The following is a 25,804-nucleotide window of genomic DNA, read 5'->3' as shown; positions in this document are numbered from 1 at the left end:
CTCAGCCCGGAAGTGCGACGGGGGAAAGCTAACCCGGCGCCCCGGAGGGGACAACTTTTTGCCGACTTTCGTAGTAGTGCGTCAGTGTTCCCCGGGAAGCGCGAACAGCCCGTCGCGGGTTTGCTCCAGCAGACCGTCCACGAGCAGCGAATCCAGGCACCGGTCGCGCTGGCCGGCTTCGTGCCACACGACATCCAGCCGCGCCTTCTCGACCGGCCCCTCGGCACCGCGCAGGACGTCCAGCAACAGCCCGCGCACCTGCCGGTCGGTGCCGGCGAACTTCTGCACCGGCTTGGCCGGACCGGCGTATTCGGGACGGCCGTTGAGCTGCCACGCGCATTCGGCGTAAATCGGGCAGTCCGCGCACTTCGGCGACCGCGCGGTGCAGATCAGCGCGCCCAGCTCCATCAAGGCTGCGGACAGCTTCGCCGCAGGCGCGTCTTCGGCGGGAAGCAACGCTTCGACGTCCGCCATGTCGCGGGTATTCGACGCCGGACCAGCGTCCCCCGCGCCATGTACGGCGCGCGCGACCACCCGTCGGACGTTCGTGTCCACCACCGGCGCGCGCTTGCCGTACGCGAACGCCGCCACCGCGCGCGCCGTGTACGCGCCGATGCCGGGCAACGCGAGCAGCGTGTCCACATCGGACGGAACGACGTCGCCGTGCTCCTGAGCGATGACGGTGGCGGCGGCGTGCAGCCGAAGCGCGCGACGCGGGTAGCCGAGCTTGCCCCACGCGCGCACGACCTCGCCGGTGGTCTCCGCGGCGAGCGCCGACGGCACCGGCCAGCGAGCCATCCACTCCAGCCAGATCGGCTGGACGCGCGAGACCGGCGTCTGCTGCAACATGATTTCGCTGACCAGCACGCCCCACGCCGAGCAATCGGGCTCCCGCCACGGCAGGTCCCGGCCGACGTCGGCGAACCACTCGATCAGCACATCGGTGTCTAGGGCCACCCCACCATTGAATACGAAAGCTCTTACTTGACCTCGGTCAGGCTCCCGGCCTTCACGTCGTAGACGAATCCGCGCACGTTGTCGGTGTGCAGGAGGAAGTCGCTGCGCCGGGCGCGCTCCACCGAGGTGCGGACGCTGTCCTCGACCTTGCGGAACGCCTCGACCGCCCAGGTCGGCCGCAGCCCGGTGGCGGACTCCAGTTCGTCCTTGAACTCCTCGTCGGTGACCGTGGAAAGGCCGCAGTCGGTGTGCTGCACGATCAGCACCTCGCGAGTGCCGAGTTTGCGCTGGCTGAGCGCGAGCGACCGGATCATGTCGTCGGTCACCACGCCGCCCGCGTTGCGCAGGACGTGTGCCTCGCCCTGCAGCAGGCCGAAGATCTCGAACACGCGGATCCGGGCGTCCATGCAGGTCAGGATCGACACCTGCAGCGACGGCTTGGGGGAGGACCGGTCGCCCGGAACGATGTGGCCGATTTCCTGATTGCGCTTGAGCAGCACGTCGATGGAGGTCATGGGGCACCTTTCGGCCTGCGCTTCCCCGCGGGACACGGGCGGCTGGCGTCCATGGAACCCGCCGCGACCCGCCCGCACAACGCGGTGGGCGGGAAATCACGGCAAAGGCTGGGGTGTCTTGTGCGTGGTTATGCCGGTTCTCACCGGCATCGCCGCGCACGACTCAGCCGCCGAACCAGGGCTCCTCGACCGTCCGCGGCGGCGCCGACGTGCGGCCGACCCGCAGTTCGGTCGGCAGCGTGATGACCTTCGGCCCGACCCGCTCGGCCGAGCTGAGCAGCAGCCGTCCGGCCACCTTGCCCTTCTCCAGCACCGGCTGATGCACCGTGGTGAGCCCGGAGCGCTCCGCCTCGGCGATGCCGTCGAAACCGGTCACTGTGAGGTCGAGCGGCACCCGCAGCCCGCGGCGCGCGGCCTCGGCCAGCGCGCCGAGCGCGAGAATGTCCGACGTGCAGACCAGGGCGGTGACCTGCGGATACGCGTCCAGCAGCTGACGTGCGGCCGAGGCGCCGTCGTCCACCGTGTGGTCGAAACGCTCGACGACCGGCACGGTCGCCCAGTCGACGCCCGCCGAGGAGAACGCGGTCGCCAGCGCCTCCAGCCGGGTGCGCTGCACGTGGAAATGCGCGCCGCTCTGGCGTTCGGCGGTCACGAAGTCGTCGTTGCGCTCGCGGCCGAGCCGCATGCAGAGAACGCCGATCTGCCGGTGGCCGAGCGCCACGAGATGGTCCGCGAGCTGCGTCACGGCGGCCGCGTCGTCCGGACCGACGCGGTCCACGCCCTCGATCCGTGGCTGGTCGATGATTACCGTCGGCACCGGCCGTTCCAGGACGGCCGCGAGATGCGGATCGTCGTCCGGCACGGAGTACACGACGAACCCGTCCACGCCCGCGCGGTGCACCGCGGCGAGGTCCTCGCGGCCGGGGCTGGCCGGCACGAGATGCAGGCCGACGCCCGCGTCCTCGCAGGCCAGCGCGAGCCCTTCGAGCACGCCGACGGCGGCCGGGTCGCGGAAGGCGTAGGAGAGGTTCTCGGTCAGCAGCAGCCCGACCGCGCCCGCCTTGCGGGTGCGCAGCGAGCGCGCGACCGGGTCCGGGCCGGGGTAGCCGAGCCGCCGCGCGGTCTCGAGCACCCTGCGGCGCAGTTCGGGGGAGAGCTGGTCCGGGCGGTTGTAGGCGTTGGACACGGTGGTCCTGGACACCCCGAGCTCCGCCGCGAGCGACGCCAATGTCGCCTGCCTCCGGGTGCGAATAGGACGGCCCATCCGCAAACCGTAACGGTTCAGATCGTTTTCCAGAAGCGACACCCCTGTGGTGAGCGTCTCGATCCGCTCGGTGATCAAGAGCGGGTGCGGCCACCCGGTGGAGTGAGGCTCGCCGTTCGGATGGGGTAAAGTGAATCTGACAACGGTTTCCATTAGCAGTTCGACTCAGGAGTGCCCGATGACTTCCCGCCGCACCACGAGCGTCCTCGCCGCCGCGTCGGCCTTGGCTGTGTTCGCGCTCGGCGCGTGCTCCAGCACGTCGTCCTCGTCCGGTTCCGGGGCGGGAGGGGGCGCGGGCGACCAGGTGAAGGTCGTCGCGTCCACCGATGTCTGGGGCAGCGTCGTGTCCGCCGTCGGAGGCGACAAAGTGCAGGTCACGTCGATCATCCACGATCCGTCGGCCGACCCGCACTCGTACGAATCGACCGCCGACGACGCGCTCGCCGCCAAGAAGGCGCAGCTGACGCTGGGCAACGGCGGCGGGTACGACGAGTTCTTCACCAAGCTTTCGGGTGAGGCGGCTTCGGCGAAGAAGCTGGTCGCGTACGACATCGCCAAGCCGGGCGAGGAGAACGAGCACGTCTGGTACGACCTGCCGGGCGTGGAGAAGGTCGCCGACCAGGTCGCGGCCGCGCTCGGCGAGATCCAGCCCGCGTCGAAGCAGAAGTTCGACGACAACGCCAAGACCTTCAAGGCCCAGCTCGACGGCCTGATCAAGAAGGCGGCCGCGCTGGGGACCGCGCACCCGGACACGAAGGTCGTCGTCACCGAACCGGTCGCGCACTACCTGCTCAAGACCGCGAACATCGCCGACGCCACCCCGAAGGCGTTCTCCGACGCGATCGAGAACGAGACCGACGTGCCCGCCGCCGCGGTTTCCGAGTTCACCAAGCTGATCAAGGAGAAGCAGGTGAAGGCGCTGGTCAACAACGTGCAGACGGTCACCCCGCTGACCAAGCAGGCGGTCGCCGACGCGAAGGCGTCCGGGGTCGCGGTGGTCGACGTATCCGAGACGCTCCCGGCGAACGTCACGGGCTACATTGACTGGATGACCAAGGATGTGGACTCGCTGTCGGGGGCTCTGAACAGCTGATGTCCGTCCAGCTTCCGGAAACCGGCCCCGCGGTCCGCGTGCGCGGGGCCGGGCTCGCCTTCGGCGACCGCACCCTCTGGTCCGGTTTGGACCTGGACGTCGAGCCGGGCGAATTCCTCGCTGTCCTCGGCCCGAACGGGTCCGGCAAGAGCAGCTTCCTCAAGGCGCTGCTGGGCATGCAGTCGCTGTCGGCGGGCACGGTGGAAATCGCGGGCGGACGTCCGGGAGGCGCGAACCGCAAGGTCGGCTACATCCCGCAGCAGCGCGCGATCGACGACGCGCTCACGCTGCGCGGCATCGACCTGGTCGGCCTTGGCCTCGACGGCCACCGCTGGGGCCCCGGCCTCGCCGGAATGCGCGAGCGGAAACGCCGCGTGGCGTCGGTGATCGACTCGGTCGGCGGCACGCGTTACGCGAGGCAGCCGGTCGGCCGGCTTTCCGGCGGCGAGCAGCAACGGCTGCGGGTGGCGCAGGCGCTGGTCGGCGACCCGACGGTGTTGCTGTGCGACGAACCGCTGCTGTCGCTCGACCTGGCGCACCAGCGCGCGGTCAGCGAACTGATCGACGCGCGCCGGCGTGCGGCCGGGACCGCGGTGCTGTTCGTGACGCACGAGATCAATCCGGTCCTGCAGTTCGTCGACCGCGTGCTGTACCTGGTGAACGGCCAGTTCCGGATCGGCAAGCCGGACGAGGTGATGACCTCGGAGACGCTGTCGGACCTGTACGGGACGAAGATCGAGGTGCTGCGCGTCGGCGGGCAGATCCACATCGCCGGTGCGCAGAGCGCGCTGTGCGAGGACCAACCGCACCACCACGAGCAGGAAGCAGTGGGCTGAGCCTTGGACGGCATGTTCGACTTCGCCAAGACGTGGGAGCTGATCGCGGAACTGGACAGCGTCCGCATCGCCCTGATCGCGGCCGCGGTGCTCGGCTTGCTGGCCGGCGTGCTCGGCCCGCTGATCGTGATGCGCCGCATGTCCTTCGCTGTGCACGGCACGTCCGAACTGGCCTTCACCGGAGCGGCCGGTGCGCTGCTGCTGGGCGTCGGAGTGGAATACGGCGCACTCGCCGGCGCCGTTGCCGCCGCGCTGCTGCTGGGAATCCTGGGAATCCGCGACGCCGACCGCGATTCGGTGATCGGCGTGATCCTGTCCTTCGGGCTGGGCATGGGCGTCCTGCTGCTGTCGTTCTACAAAGGACGGTCAGCCAACAAATTCGGCATTTTGACCGGCCAGATCATCACGGTGGACAGCACGAACCTGACCGCCTTGGCGATCTCCGCCGCGGTGGTCCTGGCGGTGCTGGCACTGATTTATCGCCCGCTGCTGTTCGCCAGCGTCGACCGCGCGGTGGCCGAGGCGCGCGGGGTTCCGGTCAAGTCGTTGACGGTGCTGTTTTCCCTGCTGGTCGGGGTCGCGACGGCGCTGAGCGTGCAGGTGGTCGGGTCACTGCTGGTGGTCGCCCTGATGGTGACGCCCGCCGCGGCCGCCGCCCGGGTCACGGCGAGCCCACTGCGCGCGACGGTGCTGTCGGTGGTCTTCGCGGAAGTCGCCGCACTGGGCGGAATCGTGCTGTCGCTGGCCCCGGGATTGCCGGTGAGCGCGTTCGTGACTTCGATTTCGTTCTTGATTTATCTGGTGTGCCGCGTGATCGCGTGGGTCCGCGACCGTCGGCGCGGGGTGCGGACGAGCCCGGCGGAAGTGGCTGCGGTTCCGGTCGGCTAGTTGTTGCCGGCCATGGCGTTGTTGAGGCGGTCAGTCGGCGTGGATGAGGTTGACGCCGGCCTTGGTCAGTTCCTGTGAGGTCGCGTCGTTCTCCGGCGTGTCGGTGATGACGCCGGCGACGGCGTCGAGCGGGAGGACGGGGTAGCGGGAGGCAGTGCCGATCTTCTCGTCGCTGCCGAGGACGTACGTTTCCGCGGCGCGGGACGCGAGGGCGCGTTTCATCGCGGCTTCTTCGGCATCGCCGGTGGTCAGGCCCGCGGTGGCGTGGATGCCGGTCACGCCGAGGAAGAACAGGTCCGCGCTGATCCGGTTCGCGGCTTCGACCGCGGCGGCCCCGCAGGCGACGGCGGAGTGCTTGAACAGTTGCCCGCCGATCAGGAAGACCTCGGCCTCGTGGTCCAGGAGGGCGGCGGCGATGGTGGGGCTGTGGGTGATGATCGTGCCGCGGAACCTCTTCGGGAGCGCGTCGGCCACCGCGAGCGTCGTGGTTCCGCCGTCCAGGATCACGGTGGCTCCCGGCTCGATCAGCGCGACGGCCGCCGCGGCGACCCGCCGCTTGCTCTCCGGCGCGACGGACGCTCGCGCGGCGTAATCGGCCACGGCCGGCGATGCGGGGAGCGCGCCGCCGTAGACGCGGACGGCCAGGCCTTGGGCGTCGAGTTCGCGCAGGTCCCGGCGGATGCTGTCCTCGGACAGGCCCAGTTCGGCGGCGATCTCCTTCGCGACGATGCGCCCCTCGGTGCGCAGTCGTTCGAGGAGCAGGTCTTTGCGTGCCGCAGCGAGCATCGCAATCCTTCCTGTTGTTGCACGTTTCTGCTGTATTGTGCCGGGTATGAGCAAGCCTATGCTGATTCTGATCGCCGGCCCCTACGCATCCGGGACGGGCGGCGACCCCGAGCTGATGGCGCGGAACCTCAAGCGCCTGGAGGAAGCCGCCTGGCCCGTCTTCCAAGCCGGCCACGTGCCCATGATCGGCGAGTGGGTCGCCCTGCCCGTGCTGAAAAGCGCCGGAGCCAGCGGGCCGGCCGACCCGCTGGCCGCCGAGGTGATGTACCCGACCGCCGAGCGGCTGCTCCAGCACTGCGACGCCGTGCTGCGCCTTCCCGGCGACTCCCGCGGCGCGGACCAGGACGTCGCGATCGCACAGGGCCGCGGCCTCCCGGTGTACTACTCGCTCAACGAGATCCCGAACGCAGCCACGTCAGCCCGGTGACCGGATGGCGACGGCCGAGACGGGCATCGACCGCGCGACCGCCGCTGAGCGGGTGAACCGCTACAAGCAATTCGGCGATCTCGGGCTCGTCGACCGCTCCTCCGCGCCTGCACACCAGCCGACGGCTGCGCCAGGGGGTTCGTGAAGCGGATCGAAGCGATGCGGCGCGAACACAAACGGTCAGCCTCGCATTCGAGCTCCACCAGGACGGTACCCCGGTCAGCCGCCGCACGATCACGCCGCTATTGGCGCAACTCGGCCTCAGCCGGCGGAAGTTCATCGATCCGAACGGCGAGACGAACCGGGAGCCGCAGAAGAGTTCCTCTATGCCCGCACGTAGCTCTTAGAGCAGGTTCGGCGACGCCGTCACGTGTCAGCAACGTCCTGACCTCATACAGCTAGCGGATCGGATGCTGCGCCAGCGCCGTCTTCACCGCCGAGATGAACCCTTCGTCGGTAAACGGCACCAGCCCGCCAGCGACATTCCGCTCCACCGCCTGCAGCACCACCACGTGCGAGTTCACGAACAGATCCACCGCCTGCGACTGCGGCGTCTTGTCCGTCGAATACGCCAAATACGTGAGATTCGTGAACGCCGCCTCCAGGTACCGCGACGACGCCAGGCTGAACGAGTCGCCGTAGACCAGCGTCGGCTGGTCGACCGTGCCGACGATCGGCGCGGTCGAGCGGTGCACTGGCTGGTCGATGCTGCCGACGAATTCGCCCGCGCGGTCGGTGACGCCGTCCGGGCGCAGGTCGTAGCGGGTGTTCGACTTGACGCCGGTCTGGCCGAGCAGCAGCGGCAGGTCCGCGACCGCGTCGTATTGGCCGTCCGGGGCGCTCTTCCAGGTGGCCGTCGCGCCCGGTTTGATCGTCTCGGCGAGGGCGCGGGTCAGGACGAGACCGCCTTCGTCGCGCCAGTGCGTGTCGTTGGGGGCGTAGATCGGGTGGCCGACGCGGGCCGCTTCCGCCGCCAGCTGCGGGCGCAGGTCCAGCGAGTGGCCTTCGGTGGTGATCTTGTACCAGTCGTTCGGCGAGGCGGCCTGCGAACATTCCTTGCCCGGGTAGCTCGCGGGCAGGAACTGCGGCACCATCGTCGTCTTGTCCGGCGTCACCACGAACACGAACTTGCGGCCGGACGCCTCGACCGCCGCGCGCAGTTCGTCGATCCGCTTCATCGTCGTGTCGATGTCCTGGGCCGGCGTGCACTTCGCCTCGGAGTCGTAGCCGTAGTACAGCCAGCCGTCCGAACCCTGCACCACCTTGCGGTATCCGGCCTGGCTCGAACCCGGTCCGCTCGGCACGGACGGGCCAGTGTTCGGCGCGCCCGGCTGCTGCAGCGGCGGGGCCGGGATCGGGCCGCTGCTCGACGCGGAACCCTGGTCGAGCGGTGCGGCCTCGCCGAAGACGCCCTCGCTGATCCCGTTCGCCGCGTTGATCGCGCCCGCCCGGAACGACAGCTGATCCGTCGCCCATTTGGGCAGGTTCGTGAAGAACCCGAACCCCTCGCCGAGGCTGGGGAAGCCGGCGAGCTTGTGGTTTTCGATCTCGCTCGGCCGGACCCCGACGACCCACAGCAGGGTCGGCGTCGCGAAGAACACCAGGGCGCTGACCAGCGCGGTCAGCTGCCGTTTGCCGTGCCGCGGGCGATGCAGCGCGTGCTCGCGGGGCAGGTAGGCCTCGTGGACTGCGGGCAGCTGCGGTGGCTCGGACACGGCACTGAGATTAGCCAGTTCGAGTGAGCCCGGCGCGAACAACCGCCGAAAAGTCAGCCGAGCATGAGGAGGACTTGCAATTCGCCGACGACGAACCCGATCACGCCGCCGACCGCGATCAGCGTCCATTCGTCCTGCCGGAACGCCGGCCGCAGCAATCCCTCGAACTCCAGCGGCGTCAGCGCGAGCATCCGCTGCTCCACGATCTTCGCGACGTCCATCGCCTCGGTCAGGTACCCCTCGGCGTAGCGCGCGGTCAACGGCAGTTCGGCCAGCGCCCGCTGCGCCGCGGCGTGCTTCATCTCCTGCAGCCGCTGCGTCCCGACGGCGAGCGCGACCACCGGTTTCGCGGCGCTGACCTGCGCGTCCACCGCGTGTCCGACCGCGCGTTCGACCATCGCCACGAGCCGGTCCGACTTCGGGCCGCGCAGCAGGGCGTCGAGCAGATTCGGGACGGTCAGCACCTCGTTGGCCACCAGTTCGCCGTACTGCCGGGCGACCTCGGCGCGCCGCCGCTGGAACTTGCCCTGCAGGATGACCCGGCCCAGCCGCACCGGTTCGCGCGGCAGGAAGATCATCTTGATCGCGAGCCAGTCGGTGAACAGCCCGATCGCGCCGCCGAAGATCGGCAGCACCAGCGGCTGGCGGGTCAGCGCCCACACCAGAACCTGGACCAGGCCGAGGACGAAGCCGAAGACGATCCCGGCGCGCGCGATGAACGTCATCTCCGGCCGGGACGTTTCGCGGATCAGCCGCACCAGCAGCGCGCGGTCGCGGGTGAGCCGCTCGACGGTCATGTGCCGGACGTCGAGGACCTCGTCCAGGTTGTCGCGGACCTCGTCCAGGAAGTCCCGCACCAGCTGCGGCGCGCTGGCCTGCACCTGTTTGATCAGCAGTTCCTGGGCGAGCGTGGGCAGGACCTCCCACAGCCGAGGATGATGCTGTTCGAGCACGTCGCGGGCGATGCCGTCGACCGCGCGCAGCAGCGGCTGCTCGAGTTCCCGGGTGATGATCGCCGGGTCGACGCGGGCGAAGACCTCCTTGATGTCGAGCAGGTTCGCGGTGAGCAGGTCGGTCGCGATCGCGGCCATCCGCCCGCCGTGCTTCGGCACCACGCCCTGCCACCCGAGGAACGGCCGGATGCCGATGAATTCGAGCGGGCGGAACATCATCTCGATCGCGACGCGTTTGGTGACGTAGCCGATCAGCGCGGCGACGAACGGCATGGAGACATACACCGGCCAGTGCCGCGCGAGATCGTCCAGCACCGCGTCCACCGGGCCTCCCTCCCCGTTCCGGAAGGAAACCGTATCGCGCGCGCGTCCTAACCGAGGAGCAGCAACGCCTGCAGCTCCCCGACGAGCCCGCCGATCACCGCGCCGACCGCGATCAGCTTCCATTCGTCCTGCCGGAACGCGGGCCGCAGCAGCTGCTCGAATTCGAGCGGGCTGAGCCGGCGCATCCGGTCCACGATCGTGTTGCGGACGTCGAGCGCGTTGATCGCGTACGTCTCCGCGTGCCGGATGGTGTCCGGCACCCGCTCGGCGGCTTTCGCGGCGGCGGCCTGCTTCATCTCCTGGAAGCGTTTCGTGCCCACCGCGATCGCGACGAACGGCTTCACGACGCTCGCCTGCGCGTCGATCGTCTTCTGCACCTCGCGGGTGATCATCGAGAACAGCCGGTCCGATTTGGGCCCGCGCAGCACGGCTTCGAGCAGATTCGGCACGGTGATGATCTCGCGCGCGATCATGTCGCCGTAGTCGGCGGCCACCTCGTCGCGGCGCTTCTGGAACACGCCCTGCCAGTTGTAGAAGCCGAAGAACCGTTTCGGCTCACGCGGCAGGAAGATCATTTTGAGCGCGAGCCAGTCGGTCAGCCAGCCGATTCCGAGCCCGAACAGCGGCAGCACGATCGGCGACTTCGTCAGCGCCCAGACCAGCAGCTGCACGCAGCCGAGAATGAACCCGAACCAGATGCCCGAGCGGGCGATGAACCGCATTTCCGGACGTGAGATGTCGCGGATCAGCCGATTCAGCAAAGCCTTGTCGCGCACCAGGTTCGTGACGACCATGTGCTTGAGGTCGAGCACGTCCTCGATGTTCTGGGAAATCTCGCGCATGATCTTCGTGATCGCCCTCGGCGCCTCGGCCTGCACGCGTTTCAGCAGCAGTTGCTGCGCGCCGGACGGCAGCATTTCCCACAGCCGCGGCTGATAGGTCTCCATCACCTCGCGGGTGACGTCCTCGACCACGCGCAGCAGCGGTTGCTCGATCTCCTTCGCGACCTGCTCCGGGTCGAGCCGGGCGAAGATCTCCCTCGGATCGACGAGGTTGGTGGTGAGCATGTCGGTCGCGGTCGTCGCCATCCGCTCGGCGTTCGCGGGCAGCACGCCCTGCCAGCCGAGGAACGGCCGGATGCCGACGAATTCGAGCGGGCGGAACATCATCTCGATGGCGACGCGCTTGGTGACGTAGCCGATCAGCGCCGCGATGAACGGCATGGAGACGTACACCGGCCAGTGCTCGGCGAAAGTGTGCACGCGCGTCCCCTCCGTGTTGCCTACGGAACGGTAACCCGCGCGCGTCAGTGGAGGAGGAGCAGCACCTGCAGTTCGCCGACCAGCCCGCCGATCACCGCGCCGACCGCGATCAGTTTCCATTCGTCCTGTTTGAACGCCGGGCGGAGAATGCCCTCGAACTCGAGCGGGGTCAGCTGCTGCATCTTGTCGACGATGGTGTTGCGGACGTCGAGCGCGTCGGTCGCGTAACTCTCGACGTGCTTGACGGTTTCCGGCAGGTACGCGATGGCCTTCTCCGCGGCCGCCTGTTTCATCTGCTGGTACTCGCGCCCGCCGACCGCGAGCGCGACCAGCGGTTTGGCGAGGCCGGCCTGCGCGTCGACGGTCCGCTGGACCTCCCGTGTGACGAGTGCGAACAGCTTGTCCGCACGCGGCCCGGTCAGCACGGCTTCCAGCACGTTCCCCGCGGTGAGGACCTCCTCCGCGATCAACGCGCCGTAGTCCGCGGCGACCTGCGCGCGGCGTTTCTGGAACATGCCCTGCCAGGTGAAGAACAGGAACCGGCGCGGCTGACGCGGGTAGAAGATCATTTTGAGCGCGAGCCAGTCCGTGACGAAGCCCGTGACGAAACCGAAGATCGGCATGATCACCGGTTGTTTCGTGAGCGCCCACGCGACGAGCTGGACGAGCCCGATCACGAATCCGAAGCCGATCCCGCTGCGCGCGATGAACCGGAATTCGGGCGCGGCGACCTCGCGGATCAGCCGGCAGGTGAGCGATTTGTCCCGGACCATGGCGTTGATCAGCATGTCGTTGACGTCGAGGACTTCGTCCACATTCGACGCCACCTCCCGCATCAGCCGCTTCACGACCGCGGGCGCCTGCGCGCGGACGCGGTCCACCAGCAGTTGCTGCGCGCGGGCGGGCAGCAACTCCCACAACCGCGGCTGGTAGGTCTCGAAGACTTCGCGGGTGACCTCGTCGACCGCTTTCAGCAGCGGTTCTTCCAGCTGCGCGACCATTTCCTCCGGATCGAGCCGGGCGAACACCTCGCGCGGGTCGAGGAGATTCTTGGTGAGCAGGTCGACCGCGGTGGTAGCCATCCGCCGCGAGTTGGCCGGGATGACGCCCTGCCAGCCGAGGAACGGCCGGAGGCCGCGGAACTCGAGCGGCCGGAACATCATCTCGATCGCGACGCGTTTGGTCAGGTAGCCGATCAGCGCCGCGATGAACGGCATGGTCGCGTACACGTGCCAGTGCGCGGCCAGGTCGGCGGCGACGGCTGAAAGGTCCATGCTTTGCCCCGTTCGCCCGCGCGGTACGTCGAGGAGACAGGATGCCATGCGTGACGTCGGGTTTCGCGCTTCGTAATACAGCCGTTTGGCGGTACGTGCCGGAGGTGCCCCGCTCACTAAGGTGGCCCGATGGTCGCGCCCGAGAAGCCGCAGCACCCCGCCTTTGCTGTTACCCGGAAGGGATACGACCCGCATCAGGTCGACGCCCGCATCGCCCAGCTGACCAGCGAACTCAAGACGACCTCCCACGGCCGCGACGAGGCGGTGGCCACCGCGGGCGAACTCACGAAGGCCCTGACGACCGCCCAGGCGGAACTGTCTGAAGCGAAGGCCGCGCTGGTCCGGGTCACTTCGAGCCCGGCGGGTGCCGGTGCGATCTCCGAACGCGTGCGGATGATGGTGCAGCTGGCCGAGGAGGAGATCGCCGACCTCCGCCGCTCCGCGGAAGCAGACGCGTCTTCGACCCGCGCCGAAGCGGACCGCTACGCCCACGAAACCCAACGGGCAGCGGACAAAGCGGCCAAAGAAGCAGAAGCGGAACGTCAGCGCCTGCTCGCGGAGACCCACGCCGATTTGGCCGCGCGCTCGGAAGCCCTGGACGCCCGCGTCGCGGCGGCGGAGCAGGATTTGGCCGCGCGACAGGCGGACCTGGAGTCCCGGATCGCTGCTGCAGAAGCGGACATCGCTACCCGTACCGCCGCCGCGGACGAGGAGATCGCGACCCGCCTAGCGGACCTCGAAGCGCGGATCAAGGCAGGCAACGAAGACATCGCCGCGCGCACGGCTGCCGCCGACGCAGACATCGCGACCCGGACGGCTGCGGCCAACGAGGACATCGCGACGCGCACTGCGGCGGCTAACGAGGACATCGCCACTCGCACTGCGGCGGCTAACGAAGACATCGCCACCCGGACGGCTGCGGCGGATGCGGAGATCGCCACTCGCCTGGCCGCGGCCGAAGAGGACATCGCCACGCGCACGGCTGCCGCCGACGAGGACATCGCCACGCGCACGGCTGCCGCCGACGAGGACATCGCCACTCGCACTGCGGCGGCTAACGAAGACATCACCACCCGCACTGCGGCAGCCGATGCCGAGATCGCCGCCCGCACCGAAGCCGCCGACCGCGCCCGAGCCGAGGCGGACCAGGCTGCCGCAGCGGCCCGCGCCGAGGCCGATCAGGCCGCCCTGACCGCCCGCACCCAGGCCGACGAAGCCGCCGCCGAGGCCCGAGCCAAGGCAGACGCGGAGTCCCAGCACGCCCGCCTAGCCGCCGACGCCGAAGCCCGCCGCATCCGCGACGAGAAGGACGCCGAAGCCCTCCGCGTCCGCACCGAAGCCGACGAAGCCGCCGCCCGAGCCCGCGCGGAGGCAGACGCCGCAGCCGAAGCCGCCCGCCGAGCCGCCGACGAGGAATCCGCCCGACTCCGAGCCGAAACCGACGCCGCCGCGGAAGCAGCCGCCGCCGAGGTCCGCGCCGAAGCCGACCGTCGAGCGTCGGAAGAGATCGCCATCAAGAAGGCACAAGCGGAAACCGCCCTCGCCGACGCCCTCCAGAAGCAATCCGAAGCCACCGAATCGCGCACCCTGGCCCTGGACCTGCGCACCAAGGTCGCCGACCGGATCGCCGCGACCAACGAGGCCGTCCAGGAGGCATTGCGCTTCCTCGGTTCGCAGGAAGAGGAAGCCGTCGCTGCATCTGCGCAAGCTTCCGCTTCGGATGGCGGGCCTTCCGGAGCTACTACTTCTCCGGCTGACGCACCTTCGCGGCCGTCAACTCCCTCGCCGACTGACACTGCTTCGAAGGCTTCTTCTCCCTCGCCGACCGGCACCGCTTCGCAGCCTTCGTTTCCGTCACCGACCAACGCCGATTTGGCAACGGGCTCATCCGCACCTGCCTTGCCTCAGCCGACCCCGCGCCCGGCCGCGTCCACTTCGGACTCGCAATCATCCGCCGACCCCAAGCAAACCGCGAAGCCTCCGCACGGCAGCAACGGCAACGGCCGCCGCCCCCGCGCAGGTCGCTCCTAACCGCCACACCTCCGACGGCTCCCGGCTCGCCTGAACCAGTCAGGGCGACCGGTTGATGCTGCACCCGCGGGCGGGGTCTGCGCGTCTTGCGCGGCGCGGACCGCCTGGGGCTGCTGCACCTCCGACCGCTCCCGCCTGGTTCGTCTTAGCCGGTCAGGACCACCGGCTGATGCTGCTACACCCATGGGAGGGCGCGCCTCTTGCCGGGCGCGGACTGTCTAGTGCTGGTGCATCCGCGGGTGGGGTCTGCGCCTTTGCCCGGTCGCGGTCCGGTGCTGCTGCACCCGCAGGCCAAGTCCACGCCTCCTGTCCAGGCGCGGAACGAACTCAGGGCATCAACACCCCAGCCGGATCCTGCCCGACGCCGGGTCAAGCAGGCGCATCAACGGCCCGCCGGACGTGGACTTGCCGCAGCCGGGGCACCGGACTCCTCAGCCTCGGGTCCCACCGGGTCGCGACCGCCCTGGCGGCACTCACCGTCGGCCCGCAAGAATTCTGGCTCGGCGATGGCGTAGCTGAGGCGTCAGCGACCTGCGAGGGTTCCTGTCAGCGGAGTTCGGAGCCCGCAGCGCTATCCCGGCGTCCGTGGCTCACAGCGTGCGGTTCGCGCGTAACAGTCAAGGTTGCCAGTCGCATCACCCCGCCGCCACGGTGAACAGTTCGTCGTCAATCCAGCCGCGATCCCGCAATTCGCGGCAGAACCGTTGGTACGAAGCCAGCATCGCCGCCTCCTCGCGGGGTTCCGGCTCGACGAGCGACCCCACCGGCATCTCCTGGCACACCGCGCTCAGGCCGCCCGGCGTGCATCCCGCTGCCGCGAGCAGGGCCGCGCCGTATCCCGTTTCCGCTTGCGGGGCCACCTGGAGCCCCAGCCCGGTCACGGTCGCCCGGATCCGGGTCCACAAAGGACTCTTGCTGCCGCCGCCCGCCGCGAGGAGCGGCTCGTGGACCGAAATGCCCAGCCGTCGCAGGTGGTCTAAGGCGAGTCGCTCCAGGAAGGCGACTCCCTCCAGCCGGGCCCGGTGCAGCTCGACCTCGTCGGAGGGGGTGCCGAGGACGAAACCTTCCGCATCGCCGTGGGCGAACGGGAAGCGTTCTCCCTTGCGGCGCAAGGGGAAAGCCACCACTGCGGCCGGGCCACGGGCACCGGCGGCGGCATCCAGCTCGGCCAGCCGTGGACTGTCCGAAACGGACTCCCCGCCGGTATTCGAAGCGCCGCCGGGCAACCACCATCCGTCTGGATGCCGGTGGCTGTACATGACCCCGGTGGGATCCGGCACCAGCGATTCGGTGACGCCCTTCAGGACATACGTGGTCCCGAGAATCCCGACGAACCGCCCCGGTTCCACGGCACCCGCGGCCAGTTGTCCGGCGCACCCGTCGGTCATGCCTGCCACCACAAGGCATCCGGCAGGCAATCCGGCGGTCGGCACGGAGATCTCGCCGAGCACGCTCGTCGGCGCGACCACCTGCGGCAGCATTCCCTCCGGCACCCCCAATCCGGCGAACACCTCGGACGGCCATTCCTCAGCCAGCGGGTCGTAACCGCTTTTGAGGGCGTGCGACCAATCCGCCGCGACCGGATGTCCGGTGAGTTTCGCCGCGATCATCTCCGGCGTGTGCCGGACGGCGACCGCCTCGGTGTGCTCGGCCAGCCAGGCGATCCGGCCGAGCGCCGCGGTCGGCGAGACGCCTGAACCCAGCTTCTGCCACCGTGCGGCACCGAGTTCCGCGGCTTTCGCGTTGTAGTCCGCGCCGCGCCGGTCGTCGTACATCAACGCGGGCGTCACCGGTTCGCCCGCGGCATCGACGCCGACGATCGTTCCGGACGTCGCCGCGATCGCCACCGCCGAGACTTCCGCGCCGCGCCCGGGCAACGCGGCAGTGACCTCGTTCAGCACCGAACCGACCGCGGGCCACCACGCCGACGGATCCTGTTCGCTGCGGCCGCCGTCCGCGCGCACCGGCGCCGGCAGCGACGCCGATGCGGTGGCGAGGACCGAGCCGCCGCGCACCGCGAAGGCGCGAACCCCCGCGGTGGCGACGTCGATGCCGACCGAGACCTGCTCGTTCACGCCGTGCTGACCCTCTCTTCGACATCCTGCAAACTGCCGTCGCTCGCCAGTGCTTTCTCGGTTTCCTCAGGCAGCTTCAGGAACCGCACCAGCACCGCGGCCACCAGGTACAGCGCGGCGAAGATGATGACCACCCCGGCGGCACCGGCCGGCCCGAGGAACAGCGACACGATCGCCGGTCCGACAAAGGCTGCCGCTCCCGCGCCCAGGTTCAGCAAAGCCATCGCGCCGCCCTTGTGCTCCGGGGCCAGCGACGGCAGCAGCGCGGAGATCGGCACGAATCCGGCCAGCGTCGCGCCGTAGAGCGCGCCGACGATCAGCGCGAGCCAGTAATACTGCGAGCCCATCGCGACCGGCACGAAGTACAGCAGCAGGATCGAGATCGCGCAGCCGATCGCGCCGAACCAGAAAATCGTGGTGCGCCAGCCGATCCGGTCGCTCAGCACGCCGAAGATCAGGTTGAAGAAGATGTTCGTCCCGTAGATCACCGACACGAGCAGCAGCCAGCGGCTCTCCCCGAACCCGATCTGGGAGATGAAGATCGTCGGGAAGAACACGAGCATGCCGAATTCGGGCGCGGTGTTGATGATCCGCACGATCATGCCGACGCCGACCCGCGGCTTCTTCCACGCGATCGACACGCTGGAAACCAGGCTCTGCACCGGTTTCACGTCCGGCGGCGCGAGCCTGCGGTATCCCGTGCGCTGCCGGACGCCGAGCACCGCCACGAGACCGCCGACGCCGAGCAGCACGACCGCCACCCACAGCGTGCCGTAGTGGCCGAACAGCGGGTTGGTGAAGCTCGCGACGAGCGCGCCGAGCGTGGGCAGGCCGCCGGTGAAAGCGAAGTAGAACCAGCCGACCGCCGCGCCGAGCCGGGCGACCGGGGCCACCGCGGTGATCCACACCAGGAATCCGAACGCGAACATCGGATAGCCGAATCCGCGGATGCCGTAGCAGATCAGCATCGCCGGGTAGTTCCCGCCGGCGAGGCCGAGCGTCAGGAACAGCGCGTCGAACACCAGCCAGATGACCAGGCCGATCATCATCACCCGGCGCGGCCCCCACAGTTCGGAAAGCGCGCCCGACAGCCAGGACGCCAGCATCACCGCGACGCCGTACACGGTGATCACGTACGACGCCTTGATTTCCGTGCCCGCGCCGTTGTCCGCCATGTACGGCGCGATGAAACCGGACTCCACTCCGTCGCCGATCATGAACAGGAGCAGTCCGACATACCCGAGGAACAGGGGTGCGGGCAGCCCCCATTTCGTGAGCAAGCGCCCGAAGCCCGTCTTGGGCAACTCCGCTGTTGCCGACTCGTTCATACACGCCTCCATGACGTCGAGATCGAACGTATCATGGCTCGTGTGAACTTCGCACGCAAGAGTGTTATTAAGTCGATCAGTTGTCGGGATCTTCGGCGACCTGGACTTCGACCCGGCTGCGCATCTCGTCGACGTAGTGCGGATCTGCGCCCTCGTCCACGATCAGCAGGTCGTAGTCGTCCAGCGGCGCGAGCCGGTGCAGTGCCGTTCGCTTCATCTTGCTGTGGTCCATCAGCAGCACCTTGTGCCGCGCGGCGGCCAGCATGGCCCGTTTGATCATCACGATCTCGGGTTCCTGGTGGAAGCTCATCGACGTGCTCATCGCCGAGGTGGACACGAACGCGATGTCCACTGAGAGCCGTTCGATCGACTCGATGCTCTGCATGCCGAGGAACGAATCGTGGGTGGGCGAGTAGTCGCCGCCGATGCAGATCAGGCGCAGTTCGTGCACGTTCTTGAGCACGTCGATCGCGGCGAGGTAGTTCGTGGCCACGGTCAGCGGCGTCACGTCGACCAGGAGCCGGGCCAGCGCGAGAGCGCTCGTCGAGTCGTCGAGCAGCACCGACATGCCCGGTTCGACCTGCTCGACCGCGTGCATCGCGATCACCCGTTTGGCGTCCACGTGCGCGTTCATCCGGTACTCGGCGTTGCTCTCGAACACGGTCGACGGCATCGCCGAGACGCCGCCGCGGTACTTCCGGACCAGGCCGCGCCGGGACAGTTCGTCGATGTCCCGGTGCACCGTCATCATGCTGACGCCGAGCAGGTCGACCAGTTCGCCGATGGTCGCCGAACCCTGCCGGAACACGTGCTCGGTCAGCTTCTGCTGACGGTTCTCGCGGGGGTGGGCGGCAGGCTTTTCGGTCGACATGCCGTGATTATCGCGGTTCCACTGGGAGGTTGAAGCGCACCAGGGCCGTTCGGTCACCGCTCACCTCCAGTTCGGTGACGGCCGCGTTGTCCAGCCGCGGAAACACGGTGCGGTAGCGGGAGAGCGGGATGCCGAGCAGCTGGCAGAGCGTGAGCCGCAGCAGCGTGTTGTGCGCGACGACCAGCGCGGTTCCGCTGGTCGCGGCGGCAATCGACCGGATCGCGCGAGCCCCGCGCTCGGCCGCCTCGGCCGGGTCGTCAGCTCCGGGAAACGCCCCGGCGATCGGATCGGCGAGGAAGCGTTCGACCGCCTCGGGATCGGTCTGCCGGACCTCGTCGCGGGTGCGACCCTCGGCGATCCCGAAGTAGGTTTCCCGCAGGTCGGTGACGATTTCCGGGACCAGTCCAACTGCCTGTGCCGTCGGTTCGATCGTGCGCCGGGCGCGTCGTTGCGGCGAACAGAACAGCGCGTCCGGTTTCACCCGGCGGGCGTACGCGGCCAGCGCCTCCGCCTGGCGGACCCCCTCCTCGGTCAGCGCTACCTCGCTGGTGCCCGCGTAGCGGTTCTCCGCGTGCCATTCGGTCTGCCCGTGCCTGGCCAGCAGCAGCCGTGCGCCCACTCGTGCCCTCCTTGTGTGAACACCCTTGCGAACTTCTCATCGTCGCTGTTAACTTAACATTGCTCGTGTGAAACGGGCTCGTCTCTGAAGGGATCTGGTGGATGACGCTCGACGCGGTGGTGTTCGACCTCGACGGTGTCCTGGTGGAAAGTGAACACCTCTGGGAGGAGAACTGGGTCGCTTTCGCCGCTCGCCACCAGGTCGAGTGGACGGCGGAGGACACGGCCTCGGTGCAAGGCATGAGCGCGCCCGAATGGGCGGGCTATCTCGCCCGCCGCTGCGGGGTGCCGGACCAGGCGGCCGAGGTGGAACGCGCGGTGGTCGACGGCATGATCGCCTCGATCGACGCGGGCGAAGCGCCCTTGCTTCCCGGCGCGGGCGAGATGGTGCGCGAGGTCAGCGAGCGGGTCCCGGTCGCGCTCGCGTCGTCGGCGGCCCGCCGGGTGATCGACGCGGTGCTCGAAAAGCACCAGCTCACCGGCGAGTTCACCGCGACGGTGTCCAGCGCCGAGGTCGCGCGGGGCAAACCGAACCCGGACGTGTACCTGGAGGCGGCGGCCCGGCTCGGCAAATCGGGCAGCGAATGCCTCGGGGTCGAGGACTCCAGCAACGGCATCCGGGCGGCGGCCGCGGCCGGGCTCACCGTGATCGCGCTGCCCAACCCGACGTACCCGCCGAAGCCGGACGCGCTGGAGCTGGCCAGCGCGGTGGCCGAGAGCAACGACGACGTCCGACTGAAGCTCCTGGCCTACCTGGCCGGCGAGCCGGTGGCTGCGAAGGACTGAACCATGACCACCTTGGGTTCCCCGGACACGTTCAAGCGGCAGTGGCTGGACGGGTTCGTCACCGCGTACGGCCGCACCGTCCAGAAGGTGCCGGACGCCTATGGCGTCGTCCGCCGCGAGGCTCCGGCGAGCCCGAAGGTCGCGGTCGTGATCGGCGGCGGATGCGGGCACTATCCGGCGTTCGCGGGTCTCGTCGGCCCTGGTCTTGCGGACGGCGCGGTGGTCGGCGACGTGTTCACGAGCCCGAGCGCCGAGCAGGTCTACCGCACGGCGCGGGCGGCGGACCACGGAGCCGGCGTGCTCTTCGGGTTCGGCAACTACCAGGGCGACGTGCTCCACTTCGGACTCGCCGCCCGCAGGCTGGCGGCGGAGGGCATTCCAAGCCGCACCATCCTGGTCACCGACGACATCGCGAGCGGCCCGGCGACCGAACCGGAGCGCCGCCGCGGCGTGGCGGGCGACTTCCTGGTCTTCAAGATCGCCGGTGCGGCGGCGGAGCGCGGCTACAGTCTCGACGCGGTGCACGAGGTCGCGGCGAAAGCGAACGCTCGCACGCGGACGTTCGGCGTCGCCTTCGGCGGCTGCACGCTGCCCGGGGCGGACTCTCCGCTGTTCACGGTCGCGGACCAGGAAATGGAGCTGGGCCTCGGAATCCACGGCGAACCGGGCGTGCGCACGGTGGGCCGGCTGTCCGCGGCGGAGCTGGCCGACGAACTGGTCGACGGTCTCCTGCCGGAGCTGCCGGAGGGGGACGGCCGCGTGGTCGTGCTGGTGAACGGGCTCGGCCGCACCAAATACGAGGAAATGTTCGTCACCTACCCCCGCGTGCACGAACGGCTGGCCCAGGCCGGGCTCAGTCCGGTGCATTCCGAGGTCGGGGAGTTCGTCACCTCCCTCGACATGGCCGGGGTCTCGCTGTCGATCCTGGTGTTGGACGACGAATTGGCCGAGTTGTACGCCGCGCCGTGCGACACCCCGGGCTATCGCACCAAGGGCGCCGAGCTGGCTACCGTCGCGCTTGAGTCCACAGTGGACGAATTGCTGACCGAGGAGGCTCCGGGGACCAGCGTGGTCGACCGGGTGCTCACCGCGGCGTTGCGCAGCATCGAGGAAAACGAAGCCGAGCTGGGCAGGCTCGACGCGGTGGCCGCGGACGGCGACCACGGGCTCGGCATGACCCGCGGGATGCGCGCCGCCGTCGCCGCCGCGCGGCGAGAGCCGGACACGGTTTCCGGTGCGCTGCTGGCTGCCGGTACCGCGTTCGCGGATGCGGCTGGCGGTGCCTCGGGCGCGCTGTACGGCGTGCTGCTGGCGGAAACCGGTGCCGGGCTGAGCGGGGTGGCGGCCGAGGACATCACCACGGCGATGCTTGCCGACGCGGTCGACGGTGCGGTTCGCGCGTTCTGCGAGCTGGGCAAGGCCGAACTGGGCGACAAGACGATGCTCGACGCGATCGAGCCGTTCCGGGCCACGCTGCGGGAGCAGGCGGGCTCGGAAGTAGTGCAGGCATGGCGGAAAGCCGCTGGAGCCGCAGTCGTGGCCGCGCAGGAGACCGCGCGGTTGCGTCCGGCGAAGGGGCGCGCGGCGCGGCTCGCGCAACGGAGCGAGGGTCATCCAGACCCGGGTGCGGTGTCGTTCTCGCTGCTGGTCACGGCTGTCGGCGAGGAGCTGGAAAGGAGCGCGGACTGATGCGCATCGTGGTGGCGGCGGACAACGCCGGGGTCGAACTGAAGAATCAGCTGCGCGACCTGCTGCGGGCCGACGAACGAGTCACCGAGGTGACCGATCTCGGCGTGCCCGACGCGGCGGACGACCGGGCGTACCCGTTGCTGGGGCTGGCCGCGGCGGAAGCGATCGCGCGCGGCGAGGCGGACCGGGGCGTCCTGGTCTGCGGCACCGGCATCGGCATGGCGATCTCGGCGAACAAGGTGCCCGGCGTGCGGGCGACGGTCGCGCACGATTCGTACTCCGCCGAGCGGTCGATCAAATCGAACGACTGCCAGGTGATCACCTTCGGAGCGCGTGCGATCGGTCCCGAGGTGGCGAAGAAGATCGTCGCCGAATGGGTCGGCTACCGCTTCGACCCGGCGTCGGCCAGCGCGACCAAGGTCGCGCACATCACCGAATACGAGAACGCCCACTGACCAAGGCGTCCGTCGGGGCGCACAATCGGCACAGAGCGAGTGAGGGAGCAGAGTTGCACATTCTCGCTGCGGGAGACCACTTCGTCAGCCCCGGCCTGCTGGCCGGAGCCGTCCGCGCGGAACTCGGCGGCGACCACGAGGTCGCCGAGCTGACGCTGCCGTGGCCGGTCGAGCCGTTCGGGCCGGTCGGCAACGTGCTGGAGGCCAGCGGCACCGAGGACCAGGTGATCGAGGCACTCGCCGGTGCCGAGGCCGTCGTCACGCAGATGGCTCCGTTCACCAAGAAGGTCTTCGCCGCCGCGCCGCAGCTCAAGCTCGTGTCGGTGTGCCGCGGCGGGCCGGTGAACGTCGACCTCGCCGCCGCCACCGAGGCCGGAGTCGCCGTCACGTACGCGCCGGGACGCAACGCGGGCGCGGCGGCCGAGTTCGCGGTCGGCATGATCCTCGCCGCGATGCGGCGGATCTCGACTTCCTCGGCCGAACTGCTCGCCGGCACCTGGCGCGGCGACTACTACGCCTACGACCAGGCCGGGCTGGAGCTGGGCGGTACCACGGTCGGGCTCGTCGGGTACGGCGCGATCGGGTCCCGGGTCACCAAGGTGCTCGTCGCGTTCGGGGCGAACGTCCTGGTAGCCGACCCGTACGCCGACCGTGCCGCGGTAGAAGCCGATGGCGCGCAGCTCGTCGAGTTGGACGAGCTGCTCCGGCAGAGCCGCGTCGTGAGCCTGCACGCGCGGCTCACCGAAGAAACGCGGCACCTCATCGACGCGGGCAAACTCGCCCTGCTGCCGGAGGGCGCGGTCCTCGTGAACACCGCTCGCGGCGGGTTGCTCGACTACGCGCCGCTGCCCGAAGCCCTGCGTTCCGGTCGGCTCGGCGCGCTCGCCCTCGATGTCTACGACGTCGAGCCGCCGCCGGCGGACTGGGCGCTGCGCGACGCGCCCAACGTGATCGCGACTCCGCATCTCGCCGGCGCGAGCAAGCAGACGGCCGAGCGGGCGGCCACGATCGTCGCCGCGGAAGTCGGCCGGTACGCGCGCGGCGAGCAGCTGGCCAACCTCGCGAATCCCGAGGTGCTGGAGCGACGGCCGTGATTGTCGGGGTCGACATCGGGACGTCGCTCACCAAGGCCGTGGTGTTCGACGAGGACGGCAGCTCCATCGCGAGCGCGTGCACGCCGTCCGAGGTGCACCACCTTCCGGGCGGCCGGGTCGAGCAGGATCTCGACCAGGTCGTCGGCACGGTCGCGACGGTCGTGCGCGAGGTCGCGGCCGCGCTGCCCGAGCCGGTGTCCGCGTTGGCGTTGACCGGACAGGGCGACGGGCTCTGGCTCCGCGACGAGGCAGGCAATGCGGTGCACCCGGCCATTTCCTGGCTCGACGGCCGGGCGAACACGGTGCTCGCGAAATGGCAGGCCGACGGCGTGACCGCGGAAGTGTTCCGCCGCACCGGTTCCGGCATGTTCCCCGGCTGCACCGCGGCCATCATGTCCTATTTGGACACCCAGGAGCCCGAGGTGCTGGACCGCGCCGCGGTCGCCGGATACTGCGTGGACGCGGTGCTGCAGCGGCTCACCGGCGAGATCACGGTCGACGTTTCGGACGCGTCGCTGCCGTTCCTGAACCCGGCCACCCGCAGCTACGACGACGGCGCGATCGAGGCCTGCGGACTGGGCCATCGCCGGTCGCTCTTCGCGAAACCAGCTCCGGCGAAGTCGGTGTTCCGGCTCGACCGGCGCGGGGCCGAATTGCTCGGCTTGCCGGTCGGATTGCCAGTCACCGCAGGACCTTTCGACCTGCCGGCCAGCGCGATCGGCGCTGGGGTACGGAAACCCGGCGACGGCATCCTCACCGCTGGGACCACGCTCGCCTGTCAGGTGCTCACCTCCGACCCGACGTTCGATCCCGAAGCGGAACCGGCGGGCATGTTCCTGTGCACGCCCGACGAGAACGAGTACCTGCACGCGATGCCCGCGATGGTCGGCACCGCCGGGATCGACTGGGTCTGCGAACTGCTGGGCATCAGCGTGGAGCAAATCGACCCGCTGCTGGCGAGCAGCAAACCCGGCGCTCGCGGGGTACGCGCGTTGCCCTTCCTGTCGGTGTCGGGCGAACGCGCGCCCTTCGTCGACGCCGGAGCACGCGCACAGTTTTCTGGGCTGAGCTTGGAAACCGGAAGGGCCGACCTGGTCCGGGCGCTGTGCGAGTCGATCGCTTACGCCGCACGGCATTGCTTCGAAGCAGCCGGTCTGTCGGGCCAGCTCTACGCCTGCGGCGGCGGAGTCCGCTCGCCCGAATGGCTGCAGATTTTCGCCGATGTGCTCGGCCGTCCGGTCGTGATCCCGAGCGATCCCGGCGTCGGCGCCCGCGGTGCCGTGCTGACCGCCGCGGACGCACTGGGCACACCGTACGATCGGGACCGCTGGGCCGCGAACTCGCGAACGGTCGAGGCCCGGCCCGAGAATGTCGCTGGCTACGAGCGCGGTTACGCCGACTACCAGGCTTCCCTGTCTGCCGCGCGCGGACTGTGGAGGCTGTGAATGATCCTGGAAAACGAGCGTGCCGCAGTGTGCGAGTACGCCCGCCGCCTGACCGCGGACGGCTTGGTCGTCGGCACGTCCGGCAACGTGTCCGCGCGGTCCGGTGACCTGGTCGCCGTAACGCCCACCGGGGTCGACTACGCCGCCCTCACGCCCGCCGACATCCCCGTGGTGGACCTCGAAGGCAAGCTCGCGGACGGTGCTTTGAAACCGACGAGCGAACTCCCGATGCACCTGGCCGTGTACACCCGGGCGACCGATCCGGAGTCCGCGCCGGTGAACGCGGTGGTGCACACGCATTCGGTGCACGCCACCGCAGTGTCCACTTTGGTCACGGAAGTCCCGCCGATCCACTACATGCTCGCGGCGATCGGTCCGACGGCTCGGGTAGCGCCGTACGCGACCTACGGCACGACCGAGCTTGCCGACGCGATGCTGAAAGCCCTGGAAGCCCGCCGAGGCTGCCTCCTGGCCAACCACGGCACGATCACCTATGGCGACTCGTTGTCGAGCGCGTATAGCCGGGCGCAGCAGTTGGAGTGGGTCTGCCAGGTGTGGCTGGCGGCTCGGTCCGCCGGTACTCCGGCTCTGCTGGCGCCCGAGGAAATCGAGCACGTGGTGGAGAAGCTGAAGGGATACGGCCAGCGCTGACTGATTAAGACGGGCTTGGCGGATACCGAGGCTGTGGCGGTACCGAGGTGGGGCAACTGTTCCTCAGCTTGGGGTGCGGCTTACGGCAGCGGTACGAGCGCCCCCATGCCCGCCCGGGCGAACTGGGTCGCCAGGCGTTGCGGCAGCGGGTTCGGGTACAGAATGATCGACGCGAACGGCGACGGCGTGTACCCGGCCCCGCCGTTGCTCTGCAGGTGCACGCTGACATGGACGTTGCGGTCCGCGGGAATCTCGAACGACACCGCACCCCAGGAAACGACGTACTGCCGACCGTCGATGCCCGCGAACGGGATGTACGCGCCGGCGTGGAAAATGTGCGTGGAAATGTCGATCGTGAGCAACCGCCGAGGCCCGTCGTGCGGGTCGACGTACGGGATCACGTTCGGGGTGGAAGCCAGACGTGGCGGCGCGGTCGGTTCGGTCATCGTTCCGGGCCTTCCGTTCGG

The 25,804-nt window shown here is 69.4% G+C and carries 25 protein-coding genes; 12 read left to right on the top strand and 13 right to left on the bottom strand.

The window, feature by feature from the left end; genetic code table 11:
* Positions 1–81: 81 nt before the first annotated feature.
* The 3 genes from CU254_RS36135 to CU254_RS36125 form a co-directional block, all read right to left on the bottom strand.
* Positions 82–957, bottom strand: a complete 876-nt coding sequence (locus CU254_RS36135) for an A/G-specific adenine glycosylase (protein ID WP_009084234.1) — start codon at positions 955–957, stop codon at positions 82–84.
* Positions 958–980: 23 nt separating this feature from the next.
* Positions 981–1,472 (bottom strand): carbonic anhydrase, encoded by a 492-nt coding sequence (locus CU254_RS36130; protein ID WP_009084233.1) that lies wholly within the window; start codon positions 1,470–1,472, stop codon positions 981–983.
* 163 nt (positions 1,473–1,635) lie between these two features.
* Positions 1,636–2,736: a LacI family DNA-binding transcriptional regulator gene (locus CU254_RS36125; RefSeq protein WP_009084232.1), complete on the bottom strand. Its 1,101-nt coding sequence runs from the start codon at positions 2,734–2,736 to the stop codon at positions 1,636–1,638.
* A gap of 178 nt (positions 2,737–2,914) precedes the next feature.
* Between CU254_RS36125 and CU254_RS36120 the strand changes: the two genes are divergently transcribed.
* From CU254_RS36120 to CU254_RS36110, 3 genes are read left to right on the top strand one after another with little or no spacing between them, the layout of a single operon-like run.
* Positions 2,915–3,829, top strand: a complete 915-nt coding sequence (locus CU254_RS36120; protein ID WP_037715936.1) for a metal ABC transporter solute-binding protein, Zn/Mn family — start codon at positions 2,915–2,917, stop codon at positions 3,827–3,829.
* On the top strand, positions 3,829–4,665 hold the full coding sequence (locus tag CU254_RS36115; protein ID WP_037715933.1) for a metal ABC transporter ATP-binding protein: 837 nt from the start codon (positions 3,829–3,831) through the stop codon (positions 4,663–4,665). The genes CU254_RS36120 and CU254_RS36115 overlap by 1 nt, the downstream gene beginning before the upstream one ends.
* A gap of 3 nt (positions 4,666–4,668) precedes the next feature.
* Entirely contained in the window at positions 4,669–5,553 is an 885-nt protein-coding gene (locus tag CU254_RS36110) for a metal ABC transporter permease (protein WP_037715931.1), read from the top strand.
* A 30-nt stretch (positions 5,554–5,583) separates the two neighbouring features.
* Here CU254_RS36110 and CU254_RS36105 read toward each other — a convergent pair whose 3' ends face one another.
* Positions 5,584–6,339, bottom strand: a complete 756-nt coding sequence (locus tag CU254_RS36105; RefSeq protein WP_009084228.1) for a DeoR/GlpR family DNA-binding transcription regulator — start codon at positions 6,337–6,339, stop codon at positions 5,584–5,586.
* 46 nt (positions 6,340–6,385) lie between these two features.
* On the opposite strand from CU254_RS36105, the gene CU254_RS36100 reads away from it, so the two are divergent.
* Together CU254_RS36100 and CU254_RS42770 are read left to right on the top strand one after the other, a co-directional pair.
* Positions 6,386–6,766, top strand: coding sequence for a DUF4406 domain-containing protein (locus CU254_RS36100; protein WP_234392781.1), 381 nt, complete (start codon positions 6,386–6,388; stop codon positions 6,764–6,766).
* Positions 6,767–6,770: 4 nt separating this feature from the next.
* Entirely contained in the window at positions 6,771–6,911 is a 141-nt protein-coding gene (locus CU254_RS42770) for a leucine zipper domain-containing protein (protein WP_107487938.1), read from the top strand.
* A 253-nt stretch (positions 6,912–7,164) separates the two neighbouring features.
* On the opposite strand, the gene CU254_RS36095 is transcribed toward CU254_RS42770, so the two are convergent.
* The 4 genes from CU254_RS36095 to CU254_RS36080 form a co-directional block, all read right to left on the bottom strand.
* Entirely contained in the window at positions 7,165–8,481 is a 1,317-nt protein-coding gene (locus tag CU254_RS36095; RefSeq protein WP_009084226.1) for a hypothetical protein, read from the bottom strand.
* 53 nt (positions 8,482–8,534) lie between these two features.
* The gene (locus CU254_RS36090; RefSeq protein WP_009084225.1) at positions 8,535–9,758 is read right to left on the bottom strand and encodes a DUF445 domain-containing protein; all 1,224 of its coding nucleotides are present in this window, start codon (positions 9,756–9,758) and stop codon (positions 8,535–8,537) included.
* A 47-nt stretch (positions 9,759–9,805) separates the two neighbouring features.
* Positions 9,806–10,981 carry a DUF445 domain-containing protein gene (locus CU254_RS36085; RefSeq protein WP_050788514.1) on the bottom strand — a complete coding sequence of 392 codons (1,176 nt, stop codon included), beginning with the start codon at positions 10,979–10,981 and terminating at the stop codon, positions 9,806–9,808.
* A gap of 83 nt (positions 10,982–11,064) precedes the next feature.
* The gene (locus CU254_RS36080; RefSeq protein ID WP_009084223.1) at positions 11,065–12,294 is read right to left on the bottom strand and encodes a DUF445 family protein; all 1,230 of its coding nucleotides are present in this window, start codon (positions 12,292–12,294) and stop codon (positions 11,065–11,067) included.
* A gap of 129 nt (positions 12,295–12,423) precedes the next feature.
* Between CU254_RS36080 and CU254_RS36075 the strand changes: the two genes are divergently transcribed.
* Entirely contained in the window at positions 12,424–14,325 is a 1,902-nt protein-coding gene (locus CU254_RS36075; protein WP_009084222.1) for a hypothetical protein, read from the top strand.
* 635 nt (positions 14,326–14,960) lie between these two features.
* On the opposite strand, the gene CU254_RS36070 is transcribed toward CU254_RS36075, so the two are convergent.
* From CU254_RS36070 to CU254_RS36055, 4 genes are all read right to left on the bottom strand, one after another.
* Positions 14,961–16,400, bottom strand: a complete 1,440-nt coding sequence (locus tag CU254_RS36070) for an FGGY-family carbohydrate kinase (RefSeq protein ID WP_009084221.1) — start codon at positions 16,398–16,400, stop codon at positions 14,961–14,963.
* Positions 16,397–17,728: an MFS transporter gene (locus CU254_RS36065; RefSeq protein WP_050788355.1), complete on the bottom strand. Its 1,332-nt coding sequence runs from the start codon at positions 17,726–17,728 to the stop codon at positions 16,397–16,399. The genes CU254_RS36070 and CU254_RS36065 overlap by 4 nt, the downstream gene beginning before the upstream one ends.
* A 76-nt stretch (positions 17,729–17,804) precedes the next feature.
* Positions 17,805–18,599, bottom strand: a complete 795-nt coding sequence (locus CU254_RS36060; RefSeq protein WP_009084219.1) for a DeoR/GlpR family DNA-binding transcription regulator — start codon at positions 18,597–18,599, stop codon at positions 17,805–17,807.
* 7 nt (positions 18,600–18,606) lie between these two features.
* Positions 18,607–19,218: a histidine phosphatase family protein gene (locus CU254_RS36055; RefSeq protein WP_009084218.1), complete on the bottom strand. Its 612-nt coding sequence runs from the start codon at positions 19,216–19,218 to the stop codon at positions 18,607–18,609.
* 101 nt (positions 19,219–19,319) lie between these two features.
* Here CU254_RS36055 and CU254_RS36050 point away from each other — a divergent pair, with 101 nt between their 5' ends.
* Genes CU254_RS36050 through CU254_RS36025 form a run of 6 tightly spaced genes read left to right on the top strand, consistent with a single transcriptional unit; the run spans position 19,320 to position 25,337 of the window.
* Positions 19,320–20,003, top strand: coding sequence for an HAD family phosphatase (locus CU254_RS36050; RefSeq protein WP_009084217.1), 684 nt, complete (start codon positions 19,320–19,322; stop codon positions 20,001–20,003).
* Positions 20,004–20,006: 3 nt separating this feature from the next.
* Positions 20,007–21,692, top strand: coding sequence for a dihydroxyacetone kinase family protein (locus CU254_RS36045; protein WP_009084216.1), 1,686 nt, complete (start codon positions 20,007–20,009; stop codon positions 21,690–21,692).
* Positions 21,692–22,147 carry a ribose-5-phosphate isomerase gene (locus CU254_RS36040; protein WP_037715926.1) on the top strand — a complete coding sequence of 152 codons (456 nt, stop codon included), beginning with the start codon at positions 21,692–21,694 and terminating at the stop codon, positions 22,145–22,147. The genes CU254_RS36045 and CU254_RS36040 overlap by 1 nt, the downstream gene beginning before the upstream one ends.
* A 53-nt stretch (positions 22,148–22,200) precedes the next feature.
* Entirely contained in the window at positions 22,201–23,241 is a 1,041-nt protein-coding gene (locus CU254_RS36035; RefSeq protein ID WP_009084214.1) for a 2-hydroxyacid dehydrogenase, read from the top strand.
* The gene (locus tag CU254_RS36030) at positions 23,238–24,686 is read left to right on the top strand and encodes an FGGY-family carbohydrate kinase (RefSeq protein WP_009084213.1); all 1,449 of its coding nucleotides are present in this window, start codon (positions 23,238–23,240) and stop codon (positions 24,684–24,686) included. The genes CU254_RS36035 and CU254_RS36030 overlap by 4 nt, the downstream gene beginning before the upstream one ends.
* A complete protein-coding gene (locus tag CU254_RS36025; protein WP_009084212.1) occupies positions 24,687–25,337 on the top strand; it encodes a class II aldolase/adducin family protein in 651 nt (216 codons plus the stop codon).
* An 80-nt stretch (positions 25,338–25,417) separates the two neighbouring features.
* On the opposite strand, the gene CU254_RS36020 is transcribed toward CU254_RS36025, so the two are convergent.
* On the bottom strand, positions 25,418–25,783 hold the full coding sequence (locus CU254_RS36020) for a hypothetical protein (protein ID WP_009084210.1): 366 nt from the start codon (positions 25,781–25,783) through the stop codon (positions 25,418–25,420).
* Positions 25,784–25,804 lie beyond the last annotated feature (21 nt).

This window comes from Amycolatopsis sp. AA4, assembly GCF_002796545.1.
Classification (GTDB): Bacteria; Actinomycetota; Actinomycetes; order Mycobacteriales; family Pseudonocardiaceae; genus Amycolatopsis.
Note: the sequence above shows the minus strand (reverse complement) of the source record. Positions and strands in the feature narration are given on the sequence as shown.

Excerpts from the sequence above, each read along its gene's own strand:
- CU254_RS36130 (WP_009084233.1), bottom strand. The coding sequence starts at position 1,472 with ATGACCTCCATCGACGTGCTGCTCAAGCGCAATCAGGAAATCGGCCAC.
- CU254_RS36125 (WP_009084232.1), bottom strand. The coding sequence starts at position 2,736 with ATGGGCCGTCCTATTCGCACCCGGAGGCAGGCGACATTGGCGTCGCTC.
- CU254_RS36120 (WP_037715936.1), top strand. The coding sequence starts at position 2,915 with ATGACTTCCCGCCGCACCACGAGCGTCCTCGCCGCCGCGTCGGCCTTG.
- CU254_RS36115 (WP_037715933.1), top strand. The coding sequence starts at position 3,829 with ATGTCCGTCCAGCTTCCGGAAACCGGCCCCGCGGTCCGCGTGCGCGGG.
- CU254_RS36105 (WP_009084228.1), bottom strand. The coding sequence starts at position 6,339 with ATGCTCGCTGCGGCACGCAAAGACCTGCTCCTCGAACGACTGCGCACC.
- CU254_RS36100 (WP_234392781.1), top strand. The coding sequence starts at position 6,386 with ATGAGCAAGCCTATGCTGATTCTGATCGCCGGCCCCTACGCATCCGGG.
- CU254_RS42770 (WP_107487938.1), top strand. The coding sequence starts at position 6,771 with ATGGCGACGGCCGAGACGGGCATCGACCGCGCGACCGCCGCTGAGCGG.
- CU254_RS36085 (WP_050788514.1), bottom strand. The coding sequence starts at position 10,981 with ATGCCGTTCATCGCGGCGCTGATCGGCTACGTCACCAAGCGCGTCGCC.
- CU254_RS36080 (WP_009084223.1), bottom strand. The coding sequence starts at position 12,294 with ATGGACCTTTCAGCCGTCGCCGCCGACCTGGCCGCGCACTGGCACGTG.
- CU254_RS36075 (WP_009084222.1), top strand. The coding sequence starts at position 12,424 with ATGGTCGCGCCCGAGAAGCCGCAGCACCCCGCCTTTGCTGTTACCCGG.
- CU254_RS36065 (WP_050788355.1), bottom strand. The coding sequence starts at position 17,728 with ATGAACGAGTCGGCAACAGCGGAGTTGCCCAAGACGGGCTTCGGGCGC.
- CU254_RS36060 (WP_009084219.1), bottom strand. The coding sequence starts at position 18,599 with ATGTCGACCGAAAAGCCTGCCGCCCACCCCCGCGAGAACCGTCAGCAG.
- CU254_RS36050 (WP_009084217.1), top strand. The coding sequence starts at position 19,320 with ATGACGCTCGACGCGGTGGTGTTCGACCTCGACGGTGTCCTGGTGGAA.
- CU254_RS36045 (WP_009084216.1), top strand. The coding sequence starts at position 20,007 with ATGACCACCTTGGGTTCCCCGGACACGTTCAAGCGGCAGTGGCTGGAC.
- CU254_RS36040 (WP_037715926.1), top strand. The coding sequence starts at position 21,692 with ATGCGCATCGTGGTGGCGGCGGACAACGCCGGGGTCGAACTGAAGAAT.
- CU254_RS36025 (WP_009084212.1), top strand. The coding sequence starts at position 24,687 with ATGATCCTGGAAAACGAGCGTGCCGCAGTGTGCGAGTACGCCCGCCGC.
- CU254_RS36020 (WP_009084210.1), bottom strand. The coding sequence starts at position 25,783 with ATGACCGAACCGACCGCGCCGCCACGTCTGGCTTCCACCCCGAACGTG.